Genomic DNA, 26,437 nt, shown 5'->3' on the forward strand with positions numbered 1-26,437 from the left:
TAATTATTTTATATTTTTAATACTGTCAGCGTTGTAAAAATTCAAAACACAGTGTAAAAGCTATCACAATTTTATACATAAAATGAAACTTTAATCAGTGATGATCTTACTGCCCGGCAAATAGCAGGATAGGCAGTACAAACACTGCGATAAATCTCTTATATTCTTTTAGCCTTTTTAATGAATCACATAAGAAATACTACAATCAAAATCTCACTTAAAAAACTATATAATAATTAACCATATATTTTTAAAACTTTATAACATACCTCTTCTATAACTTTAGTTTCCATCCTGCCTACTTCTTTCACAATATCTACCTTATAGAGCGAATACATTATTAAAAATAAAAAGAACTATCCCTTCTCTTAAAAATTCAGAGAAAGAATAGTTCTTTTTTCATTTACTTTATTTCTTAAAGTAAGTCCAACCTTCTTCTTGGTAAACCTTTTCTTCTTTCATCAACTTACCAAGTGCACGCTTAAATGCAGCTTTACTCATGTTAAAGCGTTCTTTAATATCTTCTGGATGGCTCTTATCCCAAAACGGCATTGCTCCGCCTCGTTCTTCCATATATGCATAAATTACTGCAGCATCGTCTTCCATTCCTTCTTCTTTACGAGGAAGAAGTGAAATGTTAATTGTACCATCATCTTTCACGTCAATAATACGGCCCGTTACACGCTGACCGATGCGAACTTGTTCTTTTCTTTCTGTATGGTGTAAGAAAGCACGGAAATGCTCATCAGTTAGTATGAATGAACCAACTTGAAGCGAACGATATACACGTCCATTTACGTTTTTATTACGCATAGATGGCGTTGCATCTACGATAATTTCTTGCATATCACTGTCTCTTGCCGGAAGAGCAATTAAACGATCACGATTCGTTAATTTTAACGTACAATATAATTCGTCGCCTACTTCTGGCCATACTGGCATATAAATCGGGAACTCATCAGCTGGAATTAGTATATCTTTTGACACACCAATATCAACAAACACACCTAAACTAGGAATAACTTCTACAACCTTTACCCAGTTCCAATCATAAGTTGTAATAATCGGTTCCTTCATTGTTGCTGAAATACGATTTTGGTGATCAAGGTATAAGAATACATCAATCGTATCGCCTTCTTCAATTTCTCCAGCTACTTCGTTTTTATGTAGGAAAATTTCCTCTTCTTCATTCCCAACCATATATCCGATTTCCGTTTCGCGTAAAACAGTTACCTGTTCAATCGATCCTATTTGCAAATACATATTTTTTAATTCCCTTCTATATATATAAAATTATCTTTTTTATCATTCCAAACAAAAGTTAATTATAACATGATTTTTCCTGTATTTGTCCAACTGCCCAAAATTCACTATAATAAAATGAGGTTACATGAATATAAGTACGAAAACACTTAAGTCTAGACTCGTTTTCAGCTATACTTTAGTATGTACAGTACATAACAAGATTAGAAATTTATTTGGAGGTGCTAACTATGGCAAAAGATAGTTCTTTTGACATCGTTTCGAAAGTAGAATTACCTGAAGTAACAAACGCAATTAATATCGCATTAAAAGAAATACAAAACCGATATGACTTTAAAGGAAGTAAAAGTGATATTAAATTAGAAAAAGAAGTACTTGTTTTAACTTCTGATGACGAGTTTAAATTAGAGCAAGTAAAAGACGTTCTTATCTCTAAACTTGTAAAACGTAACGTTCCAATTAAGAACTTAGATTACGGAAAAGTTGAAGCTGCAACTGGCAACACTGTTCGCCAACGCGCAACACTTCAACAAGGTATCGATAAAGATAACGCTAAAAAAATTAACAACATCATTAAAGAAATGAAATTAAAAGTAAAAACACAAGTACAAGATGATCAAGTACGTGTTACAGCGAAAAGCCGTGATGACTTACAAGCAGTAATCGCAGCTGTTCGTAGCGCTGATTTACCAATCGACGTACAGTTCATTAACTACCGCTAAAAAGAAAACTCCTCTTAATTAGAGGAGTTTTTTGTTTTGTAGAGACAATATTCCGAGAACAAACCATAGAAAAATGGTATATGCGGTGAAAATCACTAAGTGAACAGAGTCTAACCATACGAATACTTTACAAGTGAGCGCATGATTAAACTAGGCCTTATTGTAGAATTTGTTTTATACATGTATTTAGCAGACCTTATTGAAAATAAGAAAAATATACCTTAAGACGTTTCCCCTTCAATTTGAATTACTTTTCTTAATAACCACATCCTGGGCCAAAGTCATCTTAAAAATCGCTGTAACTCATAATTCCTCTCCCCGCCAAAACGTAACAATTTATGAGTATAAGAATATTTCCCAACCTTTAATGTAATGTAAAATTAGTAAGGATCTAAAAAATGTTAATTAAAAAAGAGTTAGAAGTGGTTTTTTGAAGAAATTAATATTATGGTTTTTATTAGCCACATTCTCCCTAAATACTGTAGGATGTTCTAATAATACGAATACACTAACGGATAAATCTAACTGTATCAACAAAGCTTGGTACAAAAAAAATATGTCATGTAATCATTTAAAAAACATTAAATAGTTAATGATAAAGATCTAAAGAAAAGACACCCCAAAGTACCTTCCTCCGACTTGAACCAATAATATTCGGATGGATTTAAAAAGAAGCATACATCTTTAATAAAGATGCAGGCTTCAAAATAAAAAAGTACGCTAAAGCGCTAAGTAAACTCTTATTCAAAAATTTATATTAAGCACTAATATTTTAGAAGCAAGTTTATAAGTATAAAACCTACAGAGATTTCCCCTGTAGGTTTTATTATATTTCAAGTGATTTCCAAATGAATTATGAGTGACTTTTTTCAGTTTGGTTTTCAAAATATTTTTCTTTAACCATTTTTATCAGATTTTCTTTTTCTGTTAGTTCAAATATAAATAATGCTTTTTTCATGTTATTTGCAACATCTTCTTCATTAGGTTGTTTAAGTTTCAATAAATTCCAAGCTTTTCCATAGTATAATTCACCTAGTAAATATAAAGTATTTAGATTAATAGCTAGTTTGATACCCATATCATTGTATTTTACTGCCTCTTCATGTTGATTTGCATGACCTAAAATTTTTGCTAAATTAAAAATAATTTTCAATTTAATTTCTTTATCTCTAGGAAAATCTAACTTATTAAAATTAGTTAAACACCTTCTTAATATATTAATACTTTTTTCATATTCTTTATTTTCCCCATGGAATATAGCAATTGTCTGCATAATATCTATTTCTCTTTCTGATAAAAAATCAGAATTAGTTACAGTTAATTTTAATGCATTATTTAAAAAATCTAAAGCAGTTTTTATTGATTTATCCACCATAAATATAGCAATCGCTTCATGCCATATTAAAAATTGTTTATCTTCTGTTGATTGGAAGTTATTTTCGTTTTTCTCTTTTTTCACTATTTCATAAAGTTCTTTGTATTGTTTTTGCTTTAAGCAATCTTTTATTACGCATTTTACATTTTCTACATATTTTAATTTTTTGTTTTGAGTTAATGCAAATATATTATTTGGGTCAATACCAAGTCTTTCTGATAATTGATATAACAATATACTAGATGGATAAATCACACCTTTTTCTATTTTGCTAATTTGACTTTGCGAACATATTCCATGACATAATTCGGATTGTGATATATTTTTTTTAATTCTAAGCTCTTTAATGGTAATACCCAAATCGTAAAACTCCATTTTCCCACCTACTATTTAGCACTGTATTAGTATAAGAGTATTCTCTAACTTTTAATGTAATGTAAAATTAATATAGTTGCAATTATTGATTGCTTCAAAGATTCTTCCCTATCGGTGCTAACACAAAAAACAGGTTAGGAAGAAAATCCTCTTCCTAACCTGGCCCTCCTCTCACTAGGGACGTTTTCATTCTCACATCGTTTCTCTTAAGAAATTTCATATCAACAGAATAACACTATTGCCCCGCCGAACAAACTTACAAATACAATAAGAAGACATGAACATAGAGCGAGTAATTTCTCATCTCATCTACGCTTCCTTTTAACTGCAATTAGAAACGCAATAAATAATACATTCACACCAACGATTAAGGAGATAAATAACCAATTCACACCTGTTTCTCCGTTAACTTTATACACGTTTGATTCTTCACGCTTTAAAACGAGATAAAATTTTCCGTTTTCCTCTCTTATAATTTCATCCTGCAACAATCCTCTTAACTCTTGTTTTTCACCAATTGCACTTGCAGGTAAGGAGACTTTTTGTGTTTCTTTCGTATTATTAATTGCTACTAAAGTTACTTCATCTTTATATTTTCGTTTTAGTATGCTCATCCCGCTCTTATCATACAGAAGCTCAAACGTACCGCGTCGTAAAGACGGTCTCGCCTGCCTAAGTTCACCTAGTTTTGTTATGTGCTGCATAAACTTTTCGTCTGACTTAAAATCCATTAATCGTCTATTATCGGGTACACTTCCTCCATCTAATGCAATTTCAGTTCCGTAATAAAAATTCGGAATTCCAGGTGATGTTAACAAATAAGTAAGCGCCAGTTTTAAACGTGATGGCGGATAATACATATTTTCTTTTGCAATACGCGCATATCTTTTTGTTTCTTGATCATCTAAAAACGTAACAAATTCCCCTTCTTTTTTACTCACATCGTATAACGATTTCACCGATACATCCGCTTTGGAAAACGATTCTACTATTTTTTCGTTGTATTCGCTATCCTCCTTTGTCATAATACGAAAATCTTTCTTTATCACTTGCATATCTTTTTGCGCGTTATCCCAAAAGGAACGCGGCTTTTTTTCACTATGTATAACATAGCTTCCGTCTAAATCAACTTCTTTTATCCACCATTTCATTGCATCAATTACCTGTTGTTCGTTTTCTCCAAGCGGAAATTGAAATACAACTTTCATTCCTTTTGCATGAGCGTCTTTTACAAGTTCTTTCACATCATTGTCTGTCCCGAAATGTTCATTTACCTTTTTAAAATTTCGCACGTCTAATCCATCGTACTTTCCACTTTCAAAAAGCGGCGAAAGCATAACGGTAGTAAAACCCATTTCTTTTATGTAATCCAACCTTTTTATAATTCCTCTTATATCCCCGCCTTGATACCCTTCTAAATTACCAACTTCTAATTGTTTGTCATTTTTCGGTTCTCCATTATTGAAGCGATCAATCATAATGGAGTATATAACTTCATCTTTCCACTCTCTTTTTTCGTCTGCAAAAGTATGTATTGGTACAAACAAAACAAAAGCTAAGCAAAAACAAATGAATAGTTTCCTAGTCCGTATTTTTCCCACACGCATCCCCCAAGTTTTTAATTGTAAGAATATTATACCAATTATCCGAGAGAAACGCATATGTCGATTTCAATCCTCACAAAATAATCTATGTTACATTTTCTAACATCATATATATATTTTTCTGAATTTTTAGTTGATTTTTAATTCCTTTTCGAATATGATATGAAACATAACAAAACAATGTTATTTTTTCTAACATTATAGGAGGGAAAATCATGAATATGGGAGATACAGTTTTTATGTTTGTGACGACAGTAATGGTCATGTTGATGACACCAGGATTGGCACTTTTTTATGGAGGTATGGTTCGCAGCAAAAATGTACTCAGTACAACGATGCATAGTTATAGTGCAATGGCTATCGTTTCGATTCAATGGATTGTTATCGGCTATTCTTTATCATTCGGACCAGATTGGCACGGACTTATCGGTACACTTGATTGGTTCGGTCTAAACGGAGTTACCTACGCACCAAATCCAGACTACTCATCTACTATTCCTCACAATTTATTCATGATGTTTCAACTCATGTTCGCCATTTTAACTCCAGCTTTAATTTCAGGTGCATTTGCTGAAAGAATGCGATTTTCTGCCTTTCTTATTTTTATCCTTTTATGGACAACGATTGTTTACAATCCTGTCGCTCATTGGGTATGGGGCGTCGGCGGGTGGCTAAGGGAACTTGGTGCACTAGACTTCGCTGGCGGAAACGTCGTTCACATCACTTCCGGAGTTGCTGGTCTTGTATTAGCTATTTTCCTCGGAAAACGAAAAAACATAAATGGTTCTTCTCCTCACCATTTACCATTTACAATGTTAGGCGCAGGCTTATTATGGTTTGGCTGGTTCGGTTTTAACGTCGGAAGCGCATTATCTTTAAATGATGTAGCTTTAACTGCATTTATTAATACAAATATAGCTGCCGCTGCCTCAGCATTAACTTGGATGCTTTCAGAGTGGTTCTTCCAATCAAAACCGACTGCGATGGGAGCTGCTTGTGGCGCCGTTTCCGGTCTAGTCGCTATTACACCAGCTTGCGGGTTCGTTACACCTTTCTCAGCTCTTCTTATCGGAGCAATTGGCGGCGTATTATGCTTCGGAGCGGTCTTTTTCTTAAAAACAAAATTCGGATACGACGATACACTCGATGCATTCGGATGTCACGGCATCGGTGGAACTTGGGGCGGTATTGCGACAGGATTATTTGCAACTACTGCCGTAAACGGCGATGGCGCTAACGGATTATTTTACGGAAACGCCTCGCTGCTGTTGAAACAACTTGTAGCGATCGGCGCAACATATGCGTTCACAATTATAATGACGTATGCCATTATTAAAGCAATCAACTTCTTCCTCCCTGTCCGGGTAGATGAGCACGAGGAGCATATGGGACTTGATATTTCGATGCATGGGGAGAAAGCTTATGAGTATACTGAGCGAGTGAACTAAAAAAGAGATGCAATCTATTACTAATAGATTGCATCTCTTTTTTGCGCACCGGGCAACATACCCCACCTAGTATAACCGGAAATATATTAACGGTTTTTTGGATATATCAACGATTTTTCAAATATATCGATTGTTTCTTTCAAGATATCGATTTACCAAAAAATTCCGACATAACGAAACTGAAGAATACCCGCGTGTAACTTTACACATAAAAAAGACGACCGTTTCATAACAGTCGTCTTTTCCTATTTATTTCGGAGCATTTCCTACATATTGCGTAATATCAACATTTAATGCCTGCGCTAAACGCATACCATATTCTTGATCTGCACGGAAGAAGTTACAAACAGCTAATAATTTCGTGCGTTCATTTACGTCTTTCAAGTCATTCGTTAAGTTTGCAATTAAGTTATCTTGCTCTTCTTTAGAGAATGAACGGTAACGCTCACCTGCTTGTTTGAAGTCATTTGGTTTGTCAATTTTTTCACGAGATACATAGCCTTCTACTTTCATAGTTGAATCGCGATAAGCTGGGTCTTCAACCGGATTTTCAGCCTGACGGCTCGGTTCGTAGTTGATTGTAGATGGGTTTTGATTCACTTGCATCGCACCATCACGTTGTTGATTATGAACAGCTGCGTATGGGCAGTTTACAGGAATTTGTAAGTAATTTGCACCAAGACGATAACGCTGTGTATCTGGGTAAGAGAATAAACGACCTTGCAATAATTTATCTTCCGATGGCTCAATACCATTTACAGTTGCACTTGGAGAGAACGCTACTTGTTCTACTTCTGCAAAGAAGTTTTTCGGATTACGATTTAACGTCATTGTCCCTACTTCCATTAATGGGAAGCGATCTTCTGGCCATACTTTCGTTGGATCTAGTGGATCAAAGTCTAAAGAATCCATTTCATCTAATTGCATAACTTGTACGTGTAAATCCCATTTCGGATGATTTCCTTTTTCGATTGCATCGAACAAGTCACGAGTTGCATGATTGAAGTCTTTCCCTTGTACTTCTTGCACTTCTTTCGCATTTAGGTTACGTACACCTTGCTGTGGTTTCCAGTGGTATTTAATATAAACAATTTTACCTTCTTCATTAATCCATTTAAATGAATGGACGCCGAAACCTTCCATCTCACGATAGCTTGCTGGTGTACCGTAATCAGAAAATACCCATGTCATCATATGTGTAGATTCTGGACTTAACGTCATGAAATCCCAATAACGATCTGGCGTTTGAATATTCGTATCAGGTGCTGGTTTTAAGGAATGTACCATATCTGGGAATTTAATTGCATCACGAATGAAGAAAACTGGTAAATGATTACCTACGATATCGTAGTTTCCTTCTTCTGTATAAAATTTAACAGCGAACCCACGTGGGTCACGTGCTGTTTCAGGAGAACCTTGACCATGAATAACCGTTGAAAAACGAACAAATACAGGCGTTTCAGTTCCTTCATTTTGTAAAAATGCAGCTTTCGTATATTGCTTCATACTATTTTTCGTTACGAATACACCGTGAGCACCTGCACCACGTGCATGCACAACACGCTCCGGAATACGTTCACGATCAAAGTGCGCAAGTTTTTCTACTAAATGATAGTCTTCTAATAATACTGGTCCACGACGACCGGCTGTACGAGAATTTTGGTTGTCTCCAACTGGAGCACCTTGGTTTGTTGTTAAGCGATTATTTGGATTCATCTAGGGGGATCCTCCTCTTTATTTCGTAGTAATTATTATTTATTTAAAATTATTATAAATTAATTATTATTCAAAACTAAATCTTTGTCAACTATTTCCTTCACTTTTTTGGAAACAATTTCAGCCAAACAGTCGATAAATGCTGATTGTGCATTCGGCATATTTGGTCTAAAATATTTGGCATTTAATTCATCAGTTACAACTTTACATTCATAATCGTTGTCATATAAAACTTCTAAATGCTCCGCTACAAAACCAACTGGGCAATATATGAAAGATTCGTACCCATGCTCTTCATATAAATCTTTCGTTAAATCTTGCACATCTGGACCAATCCACGGATCTGGAGTATTCCCAGCACTTTGCCAACCGATTGTATAGTTTTGAATATTTGCAGCTTCTGCAATTAAATCTGCCGTATGCTTTAGTTGTTCTACATAAGGGTCTCCTGCTGCAATAATTTTTTCCGGCAAACTATGCGCTGAAAAAATTACGACTGCTTTCTCTTTATTATCAATTTCTGTAAACGTCTCTTTTATTTGGTCTGCCCAATACGAAATAAATTTCGGTTCATCATACCATTGTTCAATTGGTTCAATAACAGGACCACCGATTTCTTTTGAAAGACGAATAGCACGGTCATTATACGCTTTAATGCTAAATGTAGAGTAATGCGGCGCTAATACGATACTAATCGCTTGCTCGATCCCATCACGCTTCATTTCTTCTACAGCATCTTCTATAAATGGTGCAATATGTTTTAAACCTAAGTAACAAGTAAATTCATACTCTGTAAATATGTTATTCATTGAATCTGTTAATTTATGCGCCTGTTCTTTCGTAATTTTTGCAAGCGGTGAAATTCCACCAATCGCTTTATAGCGCCCAATTAAATCTTCAAGCGCTTCTTCTGATGGCGTACGCCCGTGACGGATATGTGTATAATATGCCTCTACATCGTCTAATGATTCTGGTGTTCCATACGCCATTACGAGTAAACCTATTCTTTTCTTTGTCATCTATCTAACACCTCAATTTTATAAATGAGAATCTTTTTCAGAACATTTGTTTCCAATTATAACAAGTAATAATAAGTACGTCAAAATAATAATTCTAATTAAGTATTATTTATAAGGTGATTTTGAATTTTATATGACAATTTCTTTAATAAAAAGCGACTTACATAATTGTAAGCCGCTTTTCCCTTATTCCTTAATATTTACCCCATATTCTTTAAACCAAACATGAATTTGTGCTAAATGAGCTAAAAGCTGTGGCCCAGTCATCAATTGACCAAACCATGGTGTTTGAAATGCACTGCCGCCAGACTGAATCAATCCGCTCAACTGCTCTTTATCAAACAGTTCGTGTAAAATTGAACCTTTATCCGTTAATAGATTTTGAAGCCATACTGTTACTGCTTTTGTATAGTGCGGATTGTGCGTTTTCGGATAAGGACTCTTCTTTCTATATAAGATGTCATGTGGAAGTACACCTTCTAACGCTTTACGTAATAGACCTTTTTCGCGGTTTTTATACATTTTCATTTCCCAAGGAATATTCCACGCATATTCGACAAGACGATGATCTGCAAATGGAACACGTACTTCTAAGCTCGCTCCCATACTCATGCGGTCTTTTCTGTCTAATAATGTTGTCATAAACCATACCATATTTAAATAAAATAATTGGCGTCTTTTTGCTTCTAGCGGACTTTCCCCCTCTAAAATAGGAACTTCTTGAATCGACTCTTCATAGCGCCTTTGTACATATTGTTGTAAATTTAATTTATTTCTCCATTCTTTTTTTAGAAGTTGTTCACGTGCCTCTGTAGAACGCATCCACGGAAATGCACTCGATTGTAAATCATCTTCTCTATAAAACCACGGATATCCACCAAATATTTCATCTGCACATTCTCCAGATAAGCCAACGACAAAATCTTGTTTAATTTCTCGGCAAAACCATAATAATGACGAATCGATATCTGCCATACCAGGCAAATCACGAACGAGTACTGCTTCAGTTAAATACTCTGCTAATTTTTCATTCGAAATGACGCAGCGATGATGGGTTGTTTGAAATGTCTCAGTCATTAAATTAATAAACGGAGCATCTGAATTTGGCTGGAATGCATTCGCTTTAAAGTATTTGTCATTATCTTCGTAATCAATAGAATACGTGTGTAATTGCCCTTTTCCTGATCTCTCATATTCTTTCGCTGCAATAGCTGTAATAGCGCTCGAATCTACACCACCCGATAAAAAAGTACATAGTGGTACATCAGAAACAAGCTGTCTTGTAATAGCATCTTGTAATAAAAAGCGCGTTTTCTCTACTGTTTCTTCAAAAGAGTCTTCATGTTTTTTACTTTCTACATTCCAATATCTCCATATACATAAACCGTTCTTTGAAAATGTCATTGCATGACCTGGACGCAATTCTTTTATACCAGCATAAATACCGTGGCCAGGCGTTCTTGACGGTCCGAGCCCGAATATTTCTGATAATCCTTCTAACGTTACTTCCGCCTTCACATCTGGATGCGACAATATCGCTTTTAACTCCGAACCAAATAGTAAGCGTCCGCTATCATATTTATAAAAAAGTGGCTTTACACCTAATCGATCTCTCGCAATAAATACTTGTTCTTTCTGTTCGTCCCATACTGCAAACGCATATATACCGTTTAAATGATCGACACATTCTTCTTTCCATTCAATATAAGAAGCTAATAATACTTCTGTATCAGAATGACCTTTGAACGTATATCCTCTTCTTAATAATTCCTTTCGAATGTCTTCTGTGTTATAAAGTTCACCGTTATAGCAAATGGCGTAATTCGTTTCACCTTTTAAACAAGTCATCGGCTGTTTACCGCCCTCAGGATCCACAACGATTAACCGCTTATGCCCAAATGCGACATTTCCTTTAATCCAAACTTTATTATCATCCGGCCCCCGTTTCGCTAACGTCTCAGCCATCTTCGTAACGACATCTCTTTCTCCTTCTAATGAGCGTTTATAATCCACCCATCCTGTAATCCCGCACATATAAATCATCCTTCCATCTTATTTCTTTTCTTGAACGTGCAGTAATCCCCACCCTAAGAGTGCGGATCAAAAAAATGAAAAACTTGACGATAACCTACTATCCACATATGGAATAGCATTTTCACTCAGTAAAACGTGTTTTATTGTATGCCCACCTATGTCTATATGTGTCTAGTTATAAAGAATGCACGAACTGCCTATAACAGGAATAACTACTTTTCATAAAGGAGAAATCGTGTATGATACAACGTAAACATATTTTATATAATCAGCCCCGTGCTCATACAGTCGGTAATGTAGAATATATAAACAATGAGTGGGTATTCTTTGATGATGAAAATGATGAAGCGTTTTTATTAGAAGATATTGCCGAAGATGGGTTTGAAATTTTGTATAATAACAATTGGCTACCAGCCCGTTTCTATGAACAAGATGTATTACAAATCGCCAACGAGCAACACCATTTGCAAAATGGTGAAATGATACGTATTCGAAAAAAGTTACTTCTTAGCTATAATGAATGGCTGGAGGAATTACCTGACTCTGTCTTCACATTATTAACCGAATCATTGCAATCACTTCACTACTCTTTATATGATTGCATGTATTGTCATAATTATTTATCTTTCTTACCGCAAGAGGAGTCACGCGAAGGAGTAAATATTCTTTTGTTTGATAACGAAGAAATGATCTGTACACTGCAGCACCATTTCGTCCGTCACACTACGTCAAATAAAAATATGTTCCGTTTTACGAAAGTAAATGGAGAAGAGTTGCATATCGATGCGACATAAAGTGAAACTTTAATCAGTGGGGTAGCCCACTGATTATTAGCCTTCACCAATCTGATGTTTACGGGATAAAGTAAAAAACCACCTTATAATCTCCCAAGTCTTTGAGATCATAAGGTGGCTTTATTTTTTATTAGAATACTTTCCAGCCAATCGGTAATTTCAGCCCAAGGTAAAATACTGCTACTAGCGCAACAATAAATAAGCCCCAAACCGCCCCTGTTGGTTTGTTTTTGCTCATTTTCACAAGAACCATTTCCATTCCACCGATAACTAAAATACCAGCTAACATTTTTAAGCCATACCACATGTGCATGCTACCTGTTGCTGTCTTCACAATACTCATGTACAACATGAAGCCTGTCACAATAATAATGATATACATTAGGCGAAGCCCCATATGTACACCTTTCCCTTTTCTTCCTGCTGAATAAAGTGAATACGCAACGAAGAATAAAATTAAACCTAACGCCCATGCTGTAATATGCATATGTACCATCGTATCCCTTACCTCCTCTTTTCACACTTTTTCACTCTATATGATAACATGTTCATTTATTTTCAGGAAATGTTTCGCTTTTTTACATTTAAATGATATAATATTTAGAGTATTTACAAACTTCTTGTAATAACAAAAGGGGGAACAATCATGATTCAAACTAAGGATATTATCGAACTTACAGACACATACGGAGCAAATAACTATCACCCACTTCCAATCGTTATTTCTAAAGCAGAAGGTGTTTGGGTAGAAGATCCTGAAGGAAACCGCTATATGGACTTATTAAGTGCATATTCTGCAGTAAACCAAGGTCATCGTCACCCGAAAATTATTAACGCTTTAATTGACCAAGCTAATCGTGTTACGTTAACTTCTCGTGCTTTCCATAGCGATCAATTAGGTCCTTGGTACGAAAAAGTTGCGAAACTAACTAATAAAGAAATGGTACTTCCAATGAATACAGGTGCTGAAGCTGTTGAAACTGCAATTAAAACAGTTCGTCGCTGGGCTTATGATGTGAAGAAAGTGGAAGCAAACCGTGCTGAAATCATCGTTTGTGAAGATAACTTCCACGGACGTACAATGGGTTCTGTTTCTATGTCTTCAAATGAAGAGTACAAGCGTGGATTCGGTCCAATGCTTCCTGGCATCGTTGTAATTCCTTACGGTGATTTAGAAGCATTAAAAGCGGCAATTACACCAAACACAGCAGCATTCATTTTAGAGCCAATTCAAGGTGAAGCAGGAATTAATATCCCACCAGCTGGTTACTTAAAAGAAGCTTTTGAAGTATGTAAAAAAGAAAACGTTTTATTTGTAGCAGATGAAATCCAAACTGGCTTAGGCCGTACTGGTAAAGTATTTGCTTGTGACTGGGACAATGTAACTCCTGACATGTACATACTTGGTAAAGCACTTGGCGGCGGTGTGTTCCCAATCTCTTGCGTAGCAGCAAACCGCGACATTTTAGGTGTATTTGAGCCAGGTTCTCACGGTTCTACATTCGGTGGTAATCCACTTGCATGTGCTGTTTCTATCGCGGCTCTTGAAGTGTTAGAAGAAGAAAAATTAACAGAGCGTTCTCTTCAATTAGGTGAAAAATTAGTTGGGCAATTAAAAGAGATTGATAACCCAATGATCACTGAAGTTCGTGGTAAAGGTTTATTCATCGGTATCGAATTAAACGAGCCAGCTCGTCCTTACTGTGAACAACTAAAAGCAGCTGGTCTATTATGTAAAGAAACACACGAAAATGTAATTCGTATCGCACCACCTCTAGTAATCTCTGAAGAAGATTTAGAGTGGGCATTCCAAAAAATTAAAGCTGTATTATCGTAATGATAGAGAGGTTGTCCGACATGTTGGGACAACCTCTTTCTTTTTATATTCATTTATATTAAGATAAAATTGTAATTTTCTGTATTTTAAAATCATAAAGGAGGTGCGACATGCTATTAAGATATGGTAAACATATTAACTATTTAGCTACAGCTTTTATTTTAGTTACATTCTTTGGTTTCCTACTTTCCACAACATGGCTTCATTACTCAACTCCTACTACACTCACACTACTGAAAGCATCATTTTGGACTGCTGTTATTCTTACTATCATTGGTTTTGGACGAGAAAAAAGCGCACTTACGGTTATACTATTTGGCATTTGTACACTTGCATTCATTGGTCTTTACACTTTTGCCGTTATCGATTACCTCTATAACCCAAGGCCATAAAAAAAGAGCTATCTTTTAACAAGATAGCTCTTTTCTTTATTTCACTACATTTCGTAAAGTACCAATTCCTTCTACTGTAATGACCACTTCATCACCAGCATGTAAAAACTTCGGTGGTGTAAAACCTTTTCCGACACCAGCCGGCGTTCCTGTTGCGATAATATCACCTGGTTCTAAAGTCATTCCTTTACTTATCGTTGAAATAATTTCTTCTATTGAAAAAATCATTTTATTTGTGTTAGAAGTTTGCCTTACTTCTCCATTTACTACCGTTTCAATGTGTAATGCATTCGGCGCATTAACCACCGATTTATGAATTAAATACGGTCCCATCGGACAAAATGTATCGAAGCTTTTCCCAAGGAAAAACTGTTTATGTTTTCTTTGAATGTCTCGAGCTGTTACATCATTGATAATCGTATAACCAAAAACATGCTCAAGCGCTTTTTCTTTTTTTATTTGCTTCCCTCGCTTACCAATAATGATAGCTAATTCTCCTTCATAATCTAGTTCGTCCGTTGCATGAGGGTGACCATTAATTTGCTCATTTATGCCAATAACTGTTGTTGGCGCTTTCGTAAAGATCATTATATTTTCTGGAATAGACTCTACTCCGCCCATTTCTACCGCATGCTCACGATAGTTTTTTCCAACGCACAAAATATTCTTTCTTGGCCTTGGAATCGGCGCTAATATTTTCACCTCTGTTAACGGATAATACGCCGCTTCCCCGTTCTCTTTTGCCCAATTTACAATTTCACATACTTTCTCAAAGCATTCAGTCCCTCTTTCAATACACTCTAACATTGTAATAGGGATTGTAACCTTTTCCCCTTTTTGTCTTTGCGCTTCTCTTAAGTGTAATACCTTTTCTTCTTCTTCATCTACAATACCTACAAATACCTTTTCTTCTTTCTTCGCCGTTACAAAACGCAATATTTCCACTCTCCATCCTAAAACTCATACCCTTTAATTGTATTCGCATCCGCAAGAAAAAAACCTTCTCATGCACGCTAATTTTTACAATATTCTTCTCATCCCCTATTCGTTACCCCTTTATCATTTGGCATAAAATGTAGAAATTTTACTTTTTTTAGCGAATGCATTTCTTTTTTATGAAGTTTTTGTATAATATGTACTACATATATACTAAAAATTTCATTTAGAGATGGAGCCGATTTCAATGTTTGAGCAAGCGATTGAAAAAAAACGTGAAAAAATGATTTATTTTGCTGAACGCTATGGAATGACTTCTCAAAAAACAGTGGATTGTAGCCAAGAACTGGACAGGCTCTTAAATGTAATTTGTCATGTACATACGGATTTACACCCTAATCAAACGTTCAAAACACACACGCAATAATGCGTGTGTTTCTTTTATTTCAAAAAAATACACATTTTATTGGAAACGCCCATACAATAGTAGAAAAGAAAATTTTAAAAACGAAGGGTGTTTTGTATGCCAGCTATGGTCGGACATATTCGTATCGTCAATATTGGATCAAGTGGTATTTTTCATATTGGAGATGTATTTGCGATTAGGCCTATTAGTTACTCACGTGCTTTCGCCGGGGCCGGCTCTTTCAACGTTGGAGATAATGTTTCTGTCTACAATTATCAAAGTGCAACGACTGTCAACGATTCAGATGTAATCGATCAAGCGATAATTGGCTCAACTTAAAGGAGGCAATTGCATTGAATTTTTATGTAAACCAAAGTATCATCATCAACAGTATTAAAATTGATAGCATTACAACCTCTTCTGTATTCCAAATTGGTACTGCCGGAAGTATTAAAGCCCTATCTAAATTTTCAAATACGGGCGGATTTACGGAACCGCTTCGCCCATTACAGGCAAAAGGACAAATTATTTCTATCAAACCATCAACTAGTTCTTCTTAAGACATCCTTGTCATAAATATATAGCAGGAATATTTTTACCCTCCCTATTGAAAAGGAGGTTTCACAAATGAATCAAGATATATATACTTACTTACACCAACTTCAACAAGCTCTTCAAACACAACAAGCAGCCATCCTAAATTTAGAAGATCAAGTGCGCCAACTCCAAGAAGAGCTTAACGAATTAAAAAATCGCCCCTCCTCTTCTGTAGGAAAAGTGGAATACAAATTCGATCAATTAAAAGTCGAAAATTTAAATGGTACTTTAAATATTGGTTTAAACCCATTTTCAGCAAAAGGACAACAAATTGAAGATTTTCAAGTGGATACAGAAACATTGAAGGTAAACCCTGAAACCGAAACAAACCCAGACTTTTATCAAGGTATCCTCCAAGAAATGCATCGATACTTAGATGAAGAAGCATATAATCGTATTCTCCATTTTGAACAAGAAGAGAGAACACCGCTTGATGAAATGTATCGACAAATGATGGTGGATGACATAAAAAAACAGATGGAGCATCGACTCCCTTATTATTTATCACAAGCGCAATCATATGAAGGTATTTCAACAGATCCAGATTATTTACGAGATATCATTATTCAGGCAATGAAACAAGATATTGACAAAGCCTTTCTCTCCTTTATTCAGCACATACCGGGAAATTTCCGAAAGGAGTAAGTAGGTATGAACCTTAACGTTGTAAACCGTGAGTTAAAAGTCGGACAGATTAAAATGAACGGTGTATCGTCGTCCGCACTCTTTTTAATTGGAGATGCAAATCTCCTCATTCTATCTTCTATTCTCGATACACCATTTGAAACAGTTACAGAGGGTCCGTTTGTACCATTAGTAACAGATGTCCCTCCTACTCCAGGTTAAGGAGACTGAAAAATTATGTTGCATCATGTGTCCATTGTCCAAAATGTTTCTATTATTTCTTTAGGGATTACTGCCGTATTTCAAGTTGGAGATGCAAACCAAATGGAATTAAAAAGTAGAGCTATTGCCGTCCACCGTGAAATTCCTTTTTATATACGGGGAGAAGGTCGCTTTGATGCTTTTGAAATCTTTACAGATGAACACATTACAATTCCAAAACGAACGACAGATGTAAAATTAAATATTGTAAATGAATGCCCTTTTATTGAAGTGAATAACGTTGAATTGCGGACACTTTTAAATTCTGGTTGCTTTCAAATTGGAAATGTTGATTATGGTTTTAATAACTCTCGTATTATACAAATCCGCCAATATATTACGGATGAACCTTCCGCACAATAATTCATATAGTAATTAAAAAGCTTAGTAAAGTAGGTGGATGGTATGCCTTCAGTTGTAGGAAATCTCGTCGTGCAAAACAGTAACGGCTCTTTCAACTTAGGAGATTTTTATAACGTATCTCCGAAAGAAAACACGAAAGCCTATAACGGATCTGGAGCTTCCAATGTTGGGTTTGTCGTGAATACGTTTAACGGTGTTAGTGCAACGAATACATTTGATTCTGATGTGGCAGATCAAGATCAGATTGGAACAGCGTAAAAAAAGTAGGAGATATTCTCCTACTTTTTTCTTTTATGTAATTCAAAATTATTAAAATGAAATTTTAATAAGCAAGAGCTTCACTGTCCACAAATAGTGGTATAAACACGTAAGTAGTGAAGAGGCACTATTTCATTTTATTTAAATGATAACCCACTCTCCTCCAAAGCCTTCCTAAGCTTCGGCAAAGACGCAGGTCCCATACCATGCAGTTTTAAAATTTCTTTCTCACTATACTTTGAGAGTTCTTCTACAGTGTGAATTCCACGGTGCTCTAATGCCCTTCTTGCTGGCGCTGAAAGAAGAGAGAGAAAACCTTCTTTTGGTTTTCTCTCTTTCTCACAGACTGGGCAAGTTGGACAATCGCTACTTTTATAGTACTCGTGTCCCTGTTCACAAGTTCTTAACGTTGTCATTTTTTATAGCCCCTTCCTGCTCTCTATCCCTCAATATTCACAACATGATTCCCATCAAAGAAGTATAAACATTTCTCTTTTACAGGATGTTGTAAGCTTTTTTCGAGTGCTTTTGCATATAACGAAAGCTGCACTTTATATCGATCTTCTAAAATTGGTTTCGCTTGTTCGAATCCGCCTGGGAATTTCCCTTCAATCGTATCTGTTTTGAAGTCGATTAACGTAATGCCATCTTCCTCTTCAATCATGCAGTCGATAACCCCTTGGACAAGAATCGTTTCTTCACTCTTCCCTTGCCAATCTTGATATGCTTCTTCTGCTGCAAGCATCATCGTAAATGGTACTTCACGCTCAACACTTTTCGCCGCTAATACCCTTTTACCTAAGTCACTGTCAAAGAATGAAATTACTTTTTCAATCGCTATTTCTTCCGCCTGCTCGAATGTTAATAATTCCTTATTTACCATTCCAGCAATTTGCTCTTGAAGAACTTCAACCGTAATCGGCTTCTTCAAATCAACATGCTGCATAACGGCATGGACTGCTGTTCCGCGCTCTGCGTACGTTAACCCTTTTTTCTCCATAAAGCGCGGGCGTGTTTTAATTGGTGCACGTAGTTTTTTAATAAAGGCGTTATCGCTACCTTCTTCAGATTGATAATTTCTCTTTATTTCTGTAACAGATTGCTTCGCACGATGAGATGTCGCATCCTCATATCCGTACTTCCACATTAATCTGTCGTACACTTCTTCTTTCCGTTCACTTTGCAGGGGAACAGCCTTTTTCTCACGAAGCGCTTCTAACAATTCTTGTTTCTCTTCTTGAACTGGCTCTGGTGCAAGTAGTGTGTTACCGTCCACAACTTCTACTTTCCAGCTAGTGTCATATCCGTAAATTTCATCTGGAATACTTCCTTGTCCTAATTCAAGAAGCATTTCACTATCACGGTGTCTATATAATGAAGGTGCAATCCAGTCTAAATAACAAGACGCTCCGGCACGTATGTGATCTGGTAATAACCATTCACTATGTTCCCTCGCATCAAGCCATTTTTCCATTTCCTTATTTGCATCCTTAACTGTTCCGATTAAAATTAACTTCTCTTTCGCACGCGTCAATGCTACGTATAGTACGCGCATTTCTTCCGCAATTAATTCCATTTTCATTTTACGCTTAATCGCAAGCTGTGATAATGTTGTATATTTAATTCGTTTACGCGGATCGATAAATTGCGAACCGAAACCGAAATCTTTATGCAATAAGAAACGTTTCATTAAGTCTTGTGTATTAAAACGACGACCGAGTCCAGCTACAAATACGACCGGGAACTCTAGCCCTTTACTTTTATGAATCGTCATAATGCGAACAACGTCTTCTTGTTCACCGAGGGCCCTCGCCGTACCCATATCATCACCGCGTTCTAAAATACGTTCAATAAAACGTAAGAAGCGGAATAATCCTCTAAATGATGTTGCTTCATATTGTCTTGCGCGGTCATATAGTACGCGTAAGTTTGCCTGCCTTTGCTTTCCAGCTGGTAAACCGCCAACGAAGTCGTAATAACCTGTCTCACCGTACACTTTCCAAATTAAATCAGAAAGTGATTGTTGACGGGCGAATTCACGCCATCCTTGCAGTAAGTTATAAAACCACTCTAATTTATCATGAAGTTCTTGCTCCTCTTCAAGCGGTGCCCCTTTTAAGAATGAGCTCATTACTTCATAAAACGAGCCTTTCTTTCCATGAGCACGAAGCGTTGCAAGTTCTTCATCGCTCAATCCAACGATTGGGGAACGAAGTACAGCGGCAAGCGGAATATCTTGCATCGGATTATCAATAACGCGGAATACGTTCATCATAATATTTACTTCCGTCGCTTCAAAATAACCAGTCGCGAGGTCAGCGTATACTGGAATTCCTTGTAATTTTAACTCTTCCATAATTTGCGGGGCCCACGGCATGGAGCGAAGTAAAATAACGAAATCGCGATATTGCACCGGACGCATACTATCATTTTTACGGTCATACACTTCATAACCGGAATCAACCATCGCTTTAATGCGCTGCGCCATAAGGCGAGCTTCAAGCTGTGCTTTTTCGACTTCTGCACCTTCTTCACCGTCTATTACTTCTTCTTCCGTTTGCTGAATACATAATAATTCTGCTGCTACATCTTCACCTTCTGGATAGGTAGCACCTAGCTTTAGTTCAGCGTCAGCATCGTAGTCAATTTCCCCAACTTCTTCGCCCATAATTTGTTTAAAAATAAAGTTCGTACCTGCTAGTACTTCATGACGACTACGGAAGTTTTTCGCTAAGTCAATCTTCATTCCGCCGCCCAATCCTTCTTGTGTGAAGCGTTTATATTTTCCTAGGAATAGTCCTGGCTCGGCTAGTCGGAAACGATAAATCGACTGCTTTACGTCACCAACCATGAACAAGTTTCCTTCACTCTCAGAATCTTTCGTTACGAATTTAATAATGGATTCCTGTACAAAGTTCGTGTCTTGATATTCATCGACTAATACTTCAGCAAATTTATTACGATATTGGAGCGCCACTGCTGACGGATTCATTTCACCATTTTCACTTTGTTCACTTAAAATTTGTAAACAGAAATGCTCTAAATCTGTGAAATCGACCATTCCTTTATCTCGCTTCATCGCTTGGAAACGCTCTGTAAATACTTTTACAAGTTGAACAAGCTTTTCTAATACTGGGTGCATATCTTGAAAATCTCGTAAGAAACTTTCAGGTTTGCGGCTAAATAACTCTTCCTGTAATTTCTTTACTTCATCTTTCGCTTTATTACGAAGAGAGTCTACTTGTTTTACAACCTCTTCATTGTAATCACTTTTCTTAATACGCTTTAACGTTTGCCACGATACGTTTTGCATCGCTTCATACAAACTTGTCCACGACTCACGAGCAGCTGATGATAGCGTTCCAAGTAATGCTACATCTGCTTGCAGGGTTTCAATGCGAGGCGCTGGACCGTCAGGAAGCATTGCGAGTTCAGTTGCCTTACGAATATGCTGTTCCGCTGTTTCAAGCTGGAATTTCACATCTTCTAATAAATAAGAAGCATATACTAAATCTTCAATTGTCTTTCCTTCTACGTCATATGCTTCTACTAATTTATCAAGCCATTTTTCCGGATTTGGATGCGCTCTTGACTCTGTATGAAGCGCTAAAATCATACGTTGCAAGTCATCATCACTACGGTCACTCGTATAACGATCAACAAGTTCAAAGAAGATTGTATTATCTTCGATTCCGTACTCTTCTTCTAATATGTCATCTAGCACTTCTTCTTTTAACAATTCATTTTCTGTTTGATTCGCAATACGGAAACGAGGATCAACATCAAGCATGTAGTAATATCCTCTAATTACTTGTAAACAGAATGAGTGAATTGTTGAAATGGAAGCTTTATTTAATAGGCTCAGCTGCTTTCTTACGTGTTGAGAGCCTGGTTCATCAATTAATACCTTTTCTAACGCTTCCCCGATTCGGTTTTTCATCTCTTGCGCTGCTGCATTCGTAAATGTTACAACGAGCAGGCGGTCGACATCGACTGGGTTCTCTTCATTAATAATCTTTTTAATAATACGTTCAACTAATACTGCTGTTTTTCCTGATCCAGCTGCAGCAGCAACTAAAATATCACGTCCGTTCGCTACAACAGCTTTCCACTGGTCATCTGTCCATTGACTACCTTCTGGTTTTTTAGGCCAATTTTCTATCATTCTCCGCCAACCTCCTCTCTTATTTTCTCCATCGCTTCGCTATCTTTCATATCTTTTAACGATCGGAACTGATTATCTTCCAGTGACTCATCAAATTGACAAACAGATTTGAAGTTACAGAACGTACATGCTGCTTTATTCCCCATTTTATAAGGAGCAATATCGATAACACCTTCTGTAATATCTTTTCCGATATTTTCAAACGTATGGTGTACATATTTTTGCAGTACGTTAAACTCTTGCTCACTTGCAATACTTGAACGCGCACTAAAGCTACCGTCTTTTTTCAGGCCAGCAGAAATAATATCTGAGCTTCCTGTTGAAAGTTTGTTATCCATTAAACGAACAACGTCAGCATCTCCTAATACGAGTCCTTTCATTTTAAATTTCTTTAAAATTTCTTTTTCAATTTCAGCTTCCGTTGCGTCACCTTTCATCTCAACGATTGGGTTATGAATATGGAAATACAATACACCAGCTGGTGATGCTGCGTGGCCTTTTTTCATCCACGTCTGTGCATTCGAAGTAACAACATCTAAATACGTTAACATTTGAAGTGCTAATCCGTAATACACTTCCGTTAAATCTAACGCTTTTGAACTTGATTTATAATCAATAATACGTAAGAACGTCCCGTTTTCATCTTCTGCCTTATCAACACGGTCAATACGGCCGACTACTTCCATCTTTACACCATTTGGTAATGAGAATTCCATCGGCGGAAGTGACCCTGTACCTCCCATACCGAACGGCACCTCTAAATCAACTGGTACGAATCCGCTTGACTTCGCATGTTCACGAAGAATGATTGACGTACGGAAAATGATTTGTTGTAGTTTTTGTTTTAAATAGAAATGACGGTTTGAACTTAATAAAATTTGTCGTTGTAATAACGGCGCAATTTCTTCTATTACTAAAACAGAAAGATGCTCACACTCTTTTATGGATAAATCCGCCCAAGTGCGGTTTTCACGCAATAACTTGTCCGCAATTTTCTTTAATGCCGCATGGAATAATTCGCCGATGTCTGGCGCATCAAGCTTGAAAATATCACGCTCTCTAAGCGATAAACCGTGCTGCGCAAAATGAGCGTATGCACAACGATTAAATAGTTCCATACGAGAGACGCTTCCTTTAATTATATCTCCGTATAAATCTCTACTTACTGCTGTACTTAGTTTCTTCGCACGATTTCGATAGAATAAACTTGATAAGACGCGGCTACTTTTTTGTTTCCATTCATCTGAAGTTACGTAGAAATTATATACGTCCCACCAAAAGTCTAAATTCCCTTCAAATCCGTATCGCTTCCACGTTTGTAGTTGCTGCATAACGTAAGATAACGTTACTTCTGGCGTTGCTACATATGAAATTTGTTCTGAACGTGATAAATCATTTACGTCATTCGTAATAAATGAATCTTTCACATTAGGGAACATTCTTTTTATTTTCTTAATAAAGCTAGACGCAAGTAACGTCTTTCCTTCTTCATCTGCAAGCGGGCATGAAATGTATAACTTCTCAGATGCTCTCGTTACCATTTGATACATAACGAACTGTTCTTCTAACAAAGTTTGTCTCGTCGTTGGCGCTAATTCAATCCCTGCCGCACCAAGAACTTCTCTTTCCTCATCAGAAAGCATACCTTCATCCATAGGTGCTGCTGGAATGACCCCCTCATTTACACCTATAATAAACGTTGCTCTCACATCAGATAATCTGGAGTGATCAATATTAGCAATTAACACTTGGTCTAATGACGGCGGAATGTTAGCAAATTGAAGTGCCTCAAGACCAGTCGACATAACGTCAGTAAACATAGAAAGAGACATTTTCTCTTCCCCAAGCATCTCTACAAATGTATCAAGAAGGCTCATTACTTCTTCCCATACTTGTTCATGATCTGTCGCAAATAAGAAATCTCCACTTTCTTCTGCACGTATACGTAATTCTTCTAGTTTTTTCGGAACATCCAGTTCTTCTAAAAACAAGTAAACTGCTTCACACATTTGCATAACTGTTCCTGCACGCTTTAACCTTTTTTGCATGCGAATAACAGGTGTTCTTACAACGTCACGTAGCCTATTTATTTTCTCTTCCATTTCACGTTCACTGTCTGTAATCATCCCGTTCGTATCATCAAGAGAACGATAACGGCGATACATCCATGGATCTTCAGCAGTCCATCTCTTTCCTTGTACACCGTACGCTAAACAGTAATTTTCAAATTCATCCATTTCTTCACGCATCGTTTCTTTTCTTACGTCTAATGGATATAAAAGCTCTGTTTTCACGCAGCGGAACACCGCATCATAACGCCAATTCCCACTAATAATCTCGAGTGCAGAACGAATACATTCTACCAATGGGTGGTGTGACATTGGGCGCTTTTCATCGATGAAGTGCGGGATATTGTAATCTGTAAATAACGTTCGCATCACATCGTAATAACTTTCCCCATTACGAAGAAGCACTGCAATATCTCGGTAACGATATTTTTCATCCGCAACAAGTTTACGAATTTCACGAGCAACACCTTCTACCTCCGCTCGTAAATTCGCAGCTGTACTAATCGTTACACTCGCTTCACCGTTAAATTTTTCATTCGGACGCGCTTCATAATGAGCTTCTAAATGCGCTAATGCCGGAGAATGAAAACGCGGCTGTTCCATAAGTGGAATTGTTTTTTCAATTTCTATTTTCTCTTCACGCGCTACTTGTTTTATTTTTTCATACGTTAACGTCGTTTCATAAAATAAATCGAGTTCATTTACTGGCTGTGCTAACGTTTTTTCATCTATCGTTAACGTGATCGTAACTCTCGCTCCGCAAATCATAAGCTGTCTTACAATCTCTAACTCTTGCGGGGAGAATGAATGAAATCCGTCTATATAAATTTCCGCACCATTTACATATTCAGACTGCGGAAGCTTTTCCACTAGCAATTGCAGGTAGTCTTCTGAATCTAAATATTTTCCAATTAAAGCACGTTCAAAATCATCGTATAACAGCTGTAAATCATACACTTTATTCGCTAGTAACTTTTGTTCGGCACTGCTACTATGCGCATCTAATTGTTGCCACATTTCATATACGTTAGATGGCGTTACATTGTAACGTTTAAACTCTGCAATCATACTACCAAGATGTTCAAAGAAACCGTTTTGCTCCGCTGCTTTTTGGAACACCGATAATCCATCTTTACGAGACTCTACAATTTTACGGAGTAACATATGTACACCAGCTTCATCAATATGAAGACGACTCGCTCCGCCAACTTCTTGCAGTACCTTCCACGCTAATCGTGAAAAACTAAAAACTTGTGCCCGAATAGAACCTCTTACATCCTCACTTCCAATTAACGCCTGCTGCGTCTGGAATGTCATCTGTTCTGGCACAAGATATAATATTGTTTTCCCTCTCGGGCGTTGTTTTAACTCTTCTTGCACTTCGCGTAAACAAAGTGTACTTTTTCCACTTCCCGCTCTACCAATCACAAATCGAAGTGACATGTAACCCCACCTTTCACTTACATAACGAACGTTAGTTTGCTACTATAATTGTATTATAGGACACGAAAAAAGACAAACTGAGTTGTTTGCCTTTTTCTATACTTCTATCTATTATATCAACCTTTTGAAAAATTCGTTTGCACCTCTTGAATTGGCCAATATCGCAAATCAACTTTACCGACGACTGTATCAGCTTTTACAAAGCCAAAGTGTCTACTATCCCAGCTCCCGAGCCGGTTATCACCTACTACAAAAATAAACCCAGGTGGCACCAGTTTTTCTTTCGTTAACTCTTCTAATGTAAAGTCGCCTGTTAGTTGCCTTCCGTTTATCTCTTTCTTATACTTCTCTAAATACGGCTCATCAATAAATTGACCGTTTATATATAACTTATCCTGCTTATATTCAATATGATCTCCAGGTAAACCGATAATCCGCTTTACATAGTCCTCTTTTTTATTCGCATGAAATACCACAACGTCAAATCTGTTCAAGTCCCCAACTTGATAACTCACCTTATTTACAACTAGCATATTGCCATCTTGCAATGTCGGCATCATTGACTTCCCCTCTACAACATACGTTGAAAAGAAAAACGTTCGAAAAAATACAGCTAATAATACACCAATTAAAATTGTTCGTATCCACTCCATGCCTTCTTTTTTCAAAGTTTTCTTCATCTGCTTCTCCCCTTATCCTTTAATACTGAAGCTTTCCTTTACAAAGAAGACTATTC

Annotated in this window: 24 protein-coding genes; 12 read left to right on the forward strand and 12 right to left on the reverse strand. The window is 36.7% G+C overall.

Annotation, left to right across the window (positions count from 1 at the left end; genetic code table 11):
- Positions 1-408 precede the first annotated feature (408 nt).
- Positions 409-1,263 carry a CvfB family protein gene (locus ACTFR3_RS13940; RefSeq protein ID WP_000281260.1) on the reverse strand — a complete coding sequence of 285 codons (855 nt, stop codon included), beginning with the start codon at positions 1,261-1,263 and terminating at the stop codon, positions 409-411.
- A 230-nt stretch (positions 1,264-1,493) separates the two neighbouring features.
- Between ACTFR3_RS13940 and ACTFR3_RS13945 the strand changes: the two genes are divergently transcribed.
- On the forward strand, positions 1,494-1,985 hold the full coding sequence (locus ACTFR3_RS13945) for a YajQ family cyclic di-GMP-binding protein (RefSeq protein WP_001040149.1): 492 nt from the start codon (positions 1,494-1,496) through the stop codon (positions 1,983-1,985).
- Between the two features lie 853 nt (positions 1,986-2,838).
- Here the strand turns inward: ACTFR3_RS13945 and ACTFR3_RS13950 are convergent.
- Positions 2,839-3,735: a helix-turn-helix domain-containing protein gene (locus ACTFR3_RS13950; protein ID WP_000397889.1), complete on the reverse strand. Its 897-nt coding sequence runs from the start codon at positions 3,733-3,735 to the stop codon at positions 2,839-2,841.
- Between the two features lie 305 nt (positions 3,736-4,040).
- A complete protein-coding gene (locus ACTFR3_RS13955; protein WP_440044486.1) occupies positions 4,041-5,396 on the reverse strand; it encodes an alpha-amylase family glycosyl hydrolase in 1,356 nt (451 codons plus the stop codon).
- 158 nt (positions 5,397-5,554) lie between these two features.
- Here ACTFR3_RS13955 and ACTFR3_RS13960 point away from each other — a divergent pair, with 158 nt between their 5' ends.
- On the forward strand, positions 5,555-6,787 hold the full coding sequence (locus ACTFR3_RS13960) for an ammonium transporter (RefSeq protein WP_001055855.1): 1,233 nt from the start codon (positions 5,555-5,557) through the stop codon (positions 6,785-6,787).
- A gap of 249 nt (positions 6,788-7,036) precedes the next feature.
- On the opposite strand, the gene katB is transcribed toward ACTFR3_RS13960, so the two are convergent.
- From katB to asnB, 3 genes are all read right to left on the reverse strand, one after another.
- The gene (katB, locus tag ACTFR3_RS13965; protein WP_440044487.1) at positions 7,037-8,503 is read right to left on the reverse strand and encodes a catalase KatB; all 1,467 of its coding nucleotides are present in this window, start codon (positions 8,501-8,503) and stop codon (positions 7,037-7,039) included.
- Between the two features lie 59 nt (positions 8,504-8,562).
- Positions 8,563-9,522, reverse strand: a complete 960-nt coding sequence (gene hemH, locus ACTFR3_RS13970) for a ferrochelatase (protein ID WP_078385730.1) — start codon at positions 9,520-9,522, stop codon at positions 8,563-8,565.
- Positions 9,523-9,708: 186 nt separating this feature from the next.
- Positions 9,709-11,556, reverse strand: a complete 1,848-nt coding sequence (gene asnB / locus ACTFR3_RS13975) for an asparagine synthase (glutamine-hydrolyzing) (RefSeq protein WP_025687429.1) — start codon at positions 11,554-11,556, stop codon at positions 9,709-9,711.
- Positions 11,557-11,795: 239 nt separating this feature from the next.
- Between asnB and ACTFR3_RS13980 the strand changes: the two genes are divergently transcribed.
- Complete coding sequence (locus tag ACTFR3_RS13980; RefSeq protein WP_000616046.1) at positions 11,796-12,350, forward strand: DUF2777 domain-containing protein; 555 nt, start codon at positions 11,796-11,798, stop codon at positions 12,348-12,350.
- A gap of 130 nt (positions 12,351-12,480) precedes the next feature.
- Here the strand turns inward: ACTFR3_RS13980 and ACTFR3_RS13985 are convergent, their stop codons facing one another.
- Entirely contained in the window at positions 12,481-12,846 is a 366-nt protein-coding gene (locus ACTFR3_RS13985) for a YisL family protein (protein ID WP_000233494.1), read from the reverse strand.
- Positions 12,847-12,996: 150 nt separating this feature from the next.
- On the opposite strand from ACTFR3_RS13985, the gene rocD reads away from it, so the two are divergent.
- Positions 12,997-14,187 (forward strand): ornithine aminotransferase, encoded by a 1,191-nt coding sequence (gene rocD / locus ACTFR3_RS13990; RefSeq protein WP_000616658.1) that lies wholly within the window; start codon positions 12,997-12,999, stop codon positions 14,185-14,187.
- Positions 14,188-14,297: 110 nt separating this feature from the next.
- Positions 14,298-14,579, forward strand: coding sequence for a hypothetical protein (locus ACTFR3_RS13995; RefSeq protein WP_000926857.1), 282 nt, complete (start codon positions 14,298-14,300; stop codon positions 14,577-14,579).
- A 36-nt stretch (positions 14,580-14,615) separates the two neighbouring features.
- Here the strand turns inward: ACTFR3_RS13995 and ACTFR3_RS14000 are convergent, their stop codons facing one another.
- On the reverse strand, positions 14,616-15,515 hold the full coding sequence (locus ACTFR3_RS14000) for a fumarylacetoacetate hydrolase family protein (RefSeq protein WP_001213071.1): 900 nt from the start codon (positions 15,513-15,515) through the stop codon (positions 14,616-14,618).
- Between the two features lie 247 nt (positions 15,516-15,762).
- On the opposite strand from ACTFR3_RS14000, the gene ACTFR3_RS14005 reads away from it, so the two are divergent.
- The 7 genes from ACTFR3_RS14005 to gerPF all read left to right on the forward strand — a co-directional run bounded on the left by ACTFR3_RS14005 (position 15,763) and on the right by gerPF (position 18,024).
- Positions 15,763-15,942: an aspartyl-phosphate phosphatase Spo0E family protein gene (locus ACTFR3_RS14005; RefSeq protein WP_000462841.1), complete on the forward strand. Its 180-nt coding sequence runs from the start codon at positions 15,763-15,765 to the stop codon at positions 15,940-15,942.
- Between the two features lie 96 nt (positions 15,943-16,038).
- On the forward strand, positions 16,039-16,260 hold the full coding sequence (gene gerPA, locus ACTFR3_RS14010) for a spore germination protein GerPA (protein WP_001111187.1): 222 nt from the start codon (positions 16,039-16,041) through the stop codon (positions 16,258-16,260).
- A 14-nt stretch (positions 16,261-16,274) separates the two neighbouring features.
- Positions 16,275-16,481: a spore germination protein GerPB gene (gene gerPB / locus ACTFR3_RS14015; RefSeq protein WP_001012508.1), complete on the forward strand. Its 207-nt coding sequence runs from the start codon at positions 16,275-16,277 to the stop codon at positions 16,479-16,481.
- A 67-nt stretch (positions 16,482-16,548) separates the two neighbouring features.
- Positions 16,549-17,163: a spore germination protein GerPC gene (gene gerPC / locus ACTFR3_RS14020; RefSeq protein WP_001070760.1), complete on the forward strand. Its 615-nt coding sequence runs from the start codon at positions 16,549-16,551 to the stop codon at positions 17,161-17,163.
- Between the two features lie 6 nt (positions 17,164-17,169).
- Positions 17,170-17,364, forward strand: a complete 195-nt coding sequence (gerPD, locus tag ACTFR3_RS14025) for a spore germination protein GerPD (RefSeq protein ID WP_001052807.1) — start codon at positions 17,170-17,172, stop codon at positions 17,362-17,364.
- Between the two features lie 15 nt (positions 17,365-17,379).
- Positions 17,380-17,766: a spore germination protein GerPE gene (locus ACTFR3_RS14030; RefSeq protein ID WP_000902324.1), complete on the forward strand. Its 387-nt coding sequence runs from the start codon at positions 17,380-17,382 to the stop codon at positions 17,764-17,766.
- A 42-nt stretch (positions 17,767-17,808) separates the two neighbouring features.
- The gene (gene gerPF / locus ACTFR3_RS14035; RefSeq protein ID WP_001141566.1) at positions 17,809-18,024 is read left to right on the forward strand and encodes a spore germination protein GerPF; all 216 of its coding nucleotides are present in this window, start codon (positions 17,809-17,811) and stop codon (positions 18,022-18,024) included.
- Between the two features lie 137 nt (positions 18,025-18,161).
- Here gerPF and ACTFR3_RS14040 read toward each other — a convergent pair whose 3' ends face one another.
- The 4 genes from ACTFR3_RS14040 to lepB form a co-directional block, all read right to left on the reverse strand.
- Positions 18,162-18,440: an RNA polymerase alpha subunit C-terminal domain-containing protein gene (locus ACTFR3_RS14040; protein ID WP_098212802.1), complete on the reverse strand. Its 279-nt coding sequence runs from the start codon at positions 18,438-18,440 to the stop codon at positions 18,162-18,164.
- Positions 18,441-18,463: 23 nt separating this feature from the next.
- The gene (gene addA / locus ACTFR3_RS14045; protein WP_440044489.1) at positions 18,464-22,189 is read right to left on the reverse strand and encodes a helicase-exonuclease AddAB subunit AddA; all 3,726 of its coding nucleotides are present in this window, start codon (positions 22,187-22,189) and stop codon (positions 18,464-18,466) included.
- Positions 22,186-25,701 carry a helicase-exonuclease AddAB subunit AddB gene (gene addB / locus ACTFR3_RS14050; RefSeq protein ID WP_000058593.1) on the reverse strand — a complete coding sequence of 1,172 codons (3,516 nt, stop codon included), beginning with the start codon at positions 25,699-25,701 and terminating at the stop codon, positions 22,186-22,188. The genes addA and addB overlap by 4 nt, the downstream gene beginning before the upstream one ends.
- Positions 25,702-25,817: 116 nt before the next feature.
- Positions 25,818-26,381, reverse strand: a complete 564-nt coding sequence (gene lepB / locus ACTFR3_RS14055; RefSeq protein WP_000751919.1) for a signal peptidase I — start codon at positions 26,379-26,381, stop codon at positions 25,818-25,820.
- Between the last annotated feature and the right edge of the window lie 56 nt (positions 26,382-26,437).

It is taken from the genome of Bacillus cereus group sp. MYBK14-1, assembly GCF_051916885.1.
GTDB classification, from domain to species: Bacteria; Bacillota; Bacilli; order Bacillales; family Bacillaceae_G; genus Bacillus_A; species Bacillus_A cereus.

Bases quoted from the DNA above. Each gene is read 5' to 3' on its own strand.
- ACTFR3_RS13940 (WP_000281260.1), bottom strand. From the start codon at position 1,263: ATGTATTTGCAAATAGGATCGATTGAACAGGTAACTGTTTTACGCGAA.
- ACTFR3_RS13945 (WP_001040149.1), top strand. From the start codon at position 1,494: ATGGCAAAAGATAGTTCTTTTGACATCGTTTCGAAAGTAGAATTACCT.
- ACTFR3_RS13950 (WP_000397889.1), bottom strand. From the start codon at position 3,735: ATGGAGTTTTACGATTTGGGTATTACCATTAAAGAGCTTAGAATTAAA.
- ACTFR3_RS13955 (WP_440044486.1), bottom strand. From the start codon at position 5,396: ATGCGTTTCTCTCGGATAATTGGTATAATATTCTTACAATTAAAAACT.
- ACTFR3_RS13960 (WP_001055855.1), top strand. From the start codon at position 5,555: ATGAATATGGGAGATACAGTTTTTATGTTTGTGACGACAGTAATGGTC.
- katB (WP_440044487.1), bottom strand. From the start codon at position 8,503: ATGAATCCAAATAATCGCTTAACAACAAACCAAGGTGCTCCAGTTGGA.
- hemH (WP_078385730.1), bottom strand. From the start codon at position 9,522: ATGACAAAGAAAAGAATAGGTTTACTCGTAATGGCGTATGGAACACCA.
- asnB (WP_025687429.1), bottom strand. From the start codon at position 11,556: ATGTGCGGGATTACAGGATGGGTGGATTATAAACGCTCATTAGAAGGA.
- ACTFR3_RS13980 (WP_000616046.1), top strand. From the start codon at position 11,796: ATGATACAACGTAAACATATTTTATATAATCAGCCCCGTGCTCATACA.
- ACTFR3_RS13985 (WP_000233494.1), bottom strand. From the start codon at position 12,846: ATGGTACATATGCATATTACAGCATGGGCGTTAGGTTTAATTTTATTC.
- rocD (WP_000616658.1), top strand. From the start codon at position 12,997: ATGATTCAAACTAAGGATATTATCGAACTTACAGACACATACGGAGCA.
- ACTFR3_RS13995 (WP_000926857.1), top strand. From the start codon at position 14,298: ATGCTATTAAGATATGGTAAACATATTAACTATTTAGCTACAGCTTTT.
- ACTFR3_RS14005 (WP_000462841.1), top strand. From the start codon at position 15,763: ATGTTTGAGCAAGCGATTGAAAAAAAACGTGAAAAAATGATTTATTTT.
- gerPA (WP_001111187.1), top strand. From the start codon at position 16,039: ATGCCAGCTATGGTCGGACATATTCGTATCGTCAATATTGGATCAAGT.
- gerPC (WP_001070760.1), top strand. From the start codon at position 16,549: ATGAATCAAGATATATATACTTACTTACACCAACTTCAACAAGCTCTT.
- gerPD (WP_001052807.1), top strand. From the start codon at position 17,170: ATGAACCTTAACGTTGTAAACCGTGAGTTAAAAGTCGGACAGATTAAA.
- ACTFR3_RS14030 (WP_000902324.1), top strand. From the start codon at position 17,380: ATGTTGCATCATGTGTCCATTGTCCAAAATGTTTCTATTATTTCTTTA.
- gerPF (WP_001141566.1), top strand. From the start codon at position 17,809: ATGCCTTCAGTTGTAGGAAATCTCGTCGTGCAAAACAGTAACGGCTCT.
- ACTFR3_RS14040 (WP_098212802.1), bottom strand. From the start codon at position 18,440: ATGACAACGTTAAGAACTTGTGAACAGGGACACGAGTACTATAAAAGT.
- addA (WP_440044489.1), bottom strand. From the start codon at position 22,189: ATGATAGAAAATTGGCCTAAAAAACCAGAAGGTAGTCAATGGACAGAT.
- addB (WP_000058593.1), bottom strand. From the start codon at position 25,701: ATGTCACTTCGATTTGTGATTGGTAGAGCGGGAAGTGGAAAAAGTACA.
- lepB (WP_000751919.1), bottom strand. From the start codon at position 26,381: ATGAAGAAAACTTTGAAAAAAGAAGGCATGGAGTGGATACGAACAATT.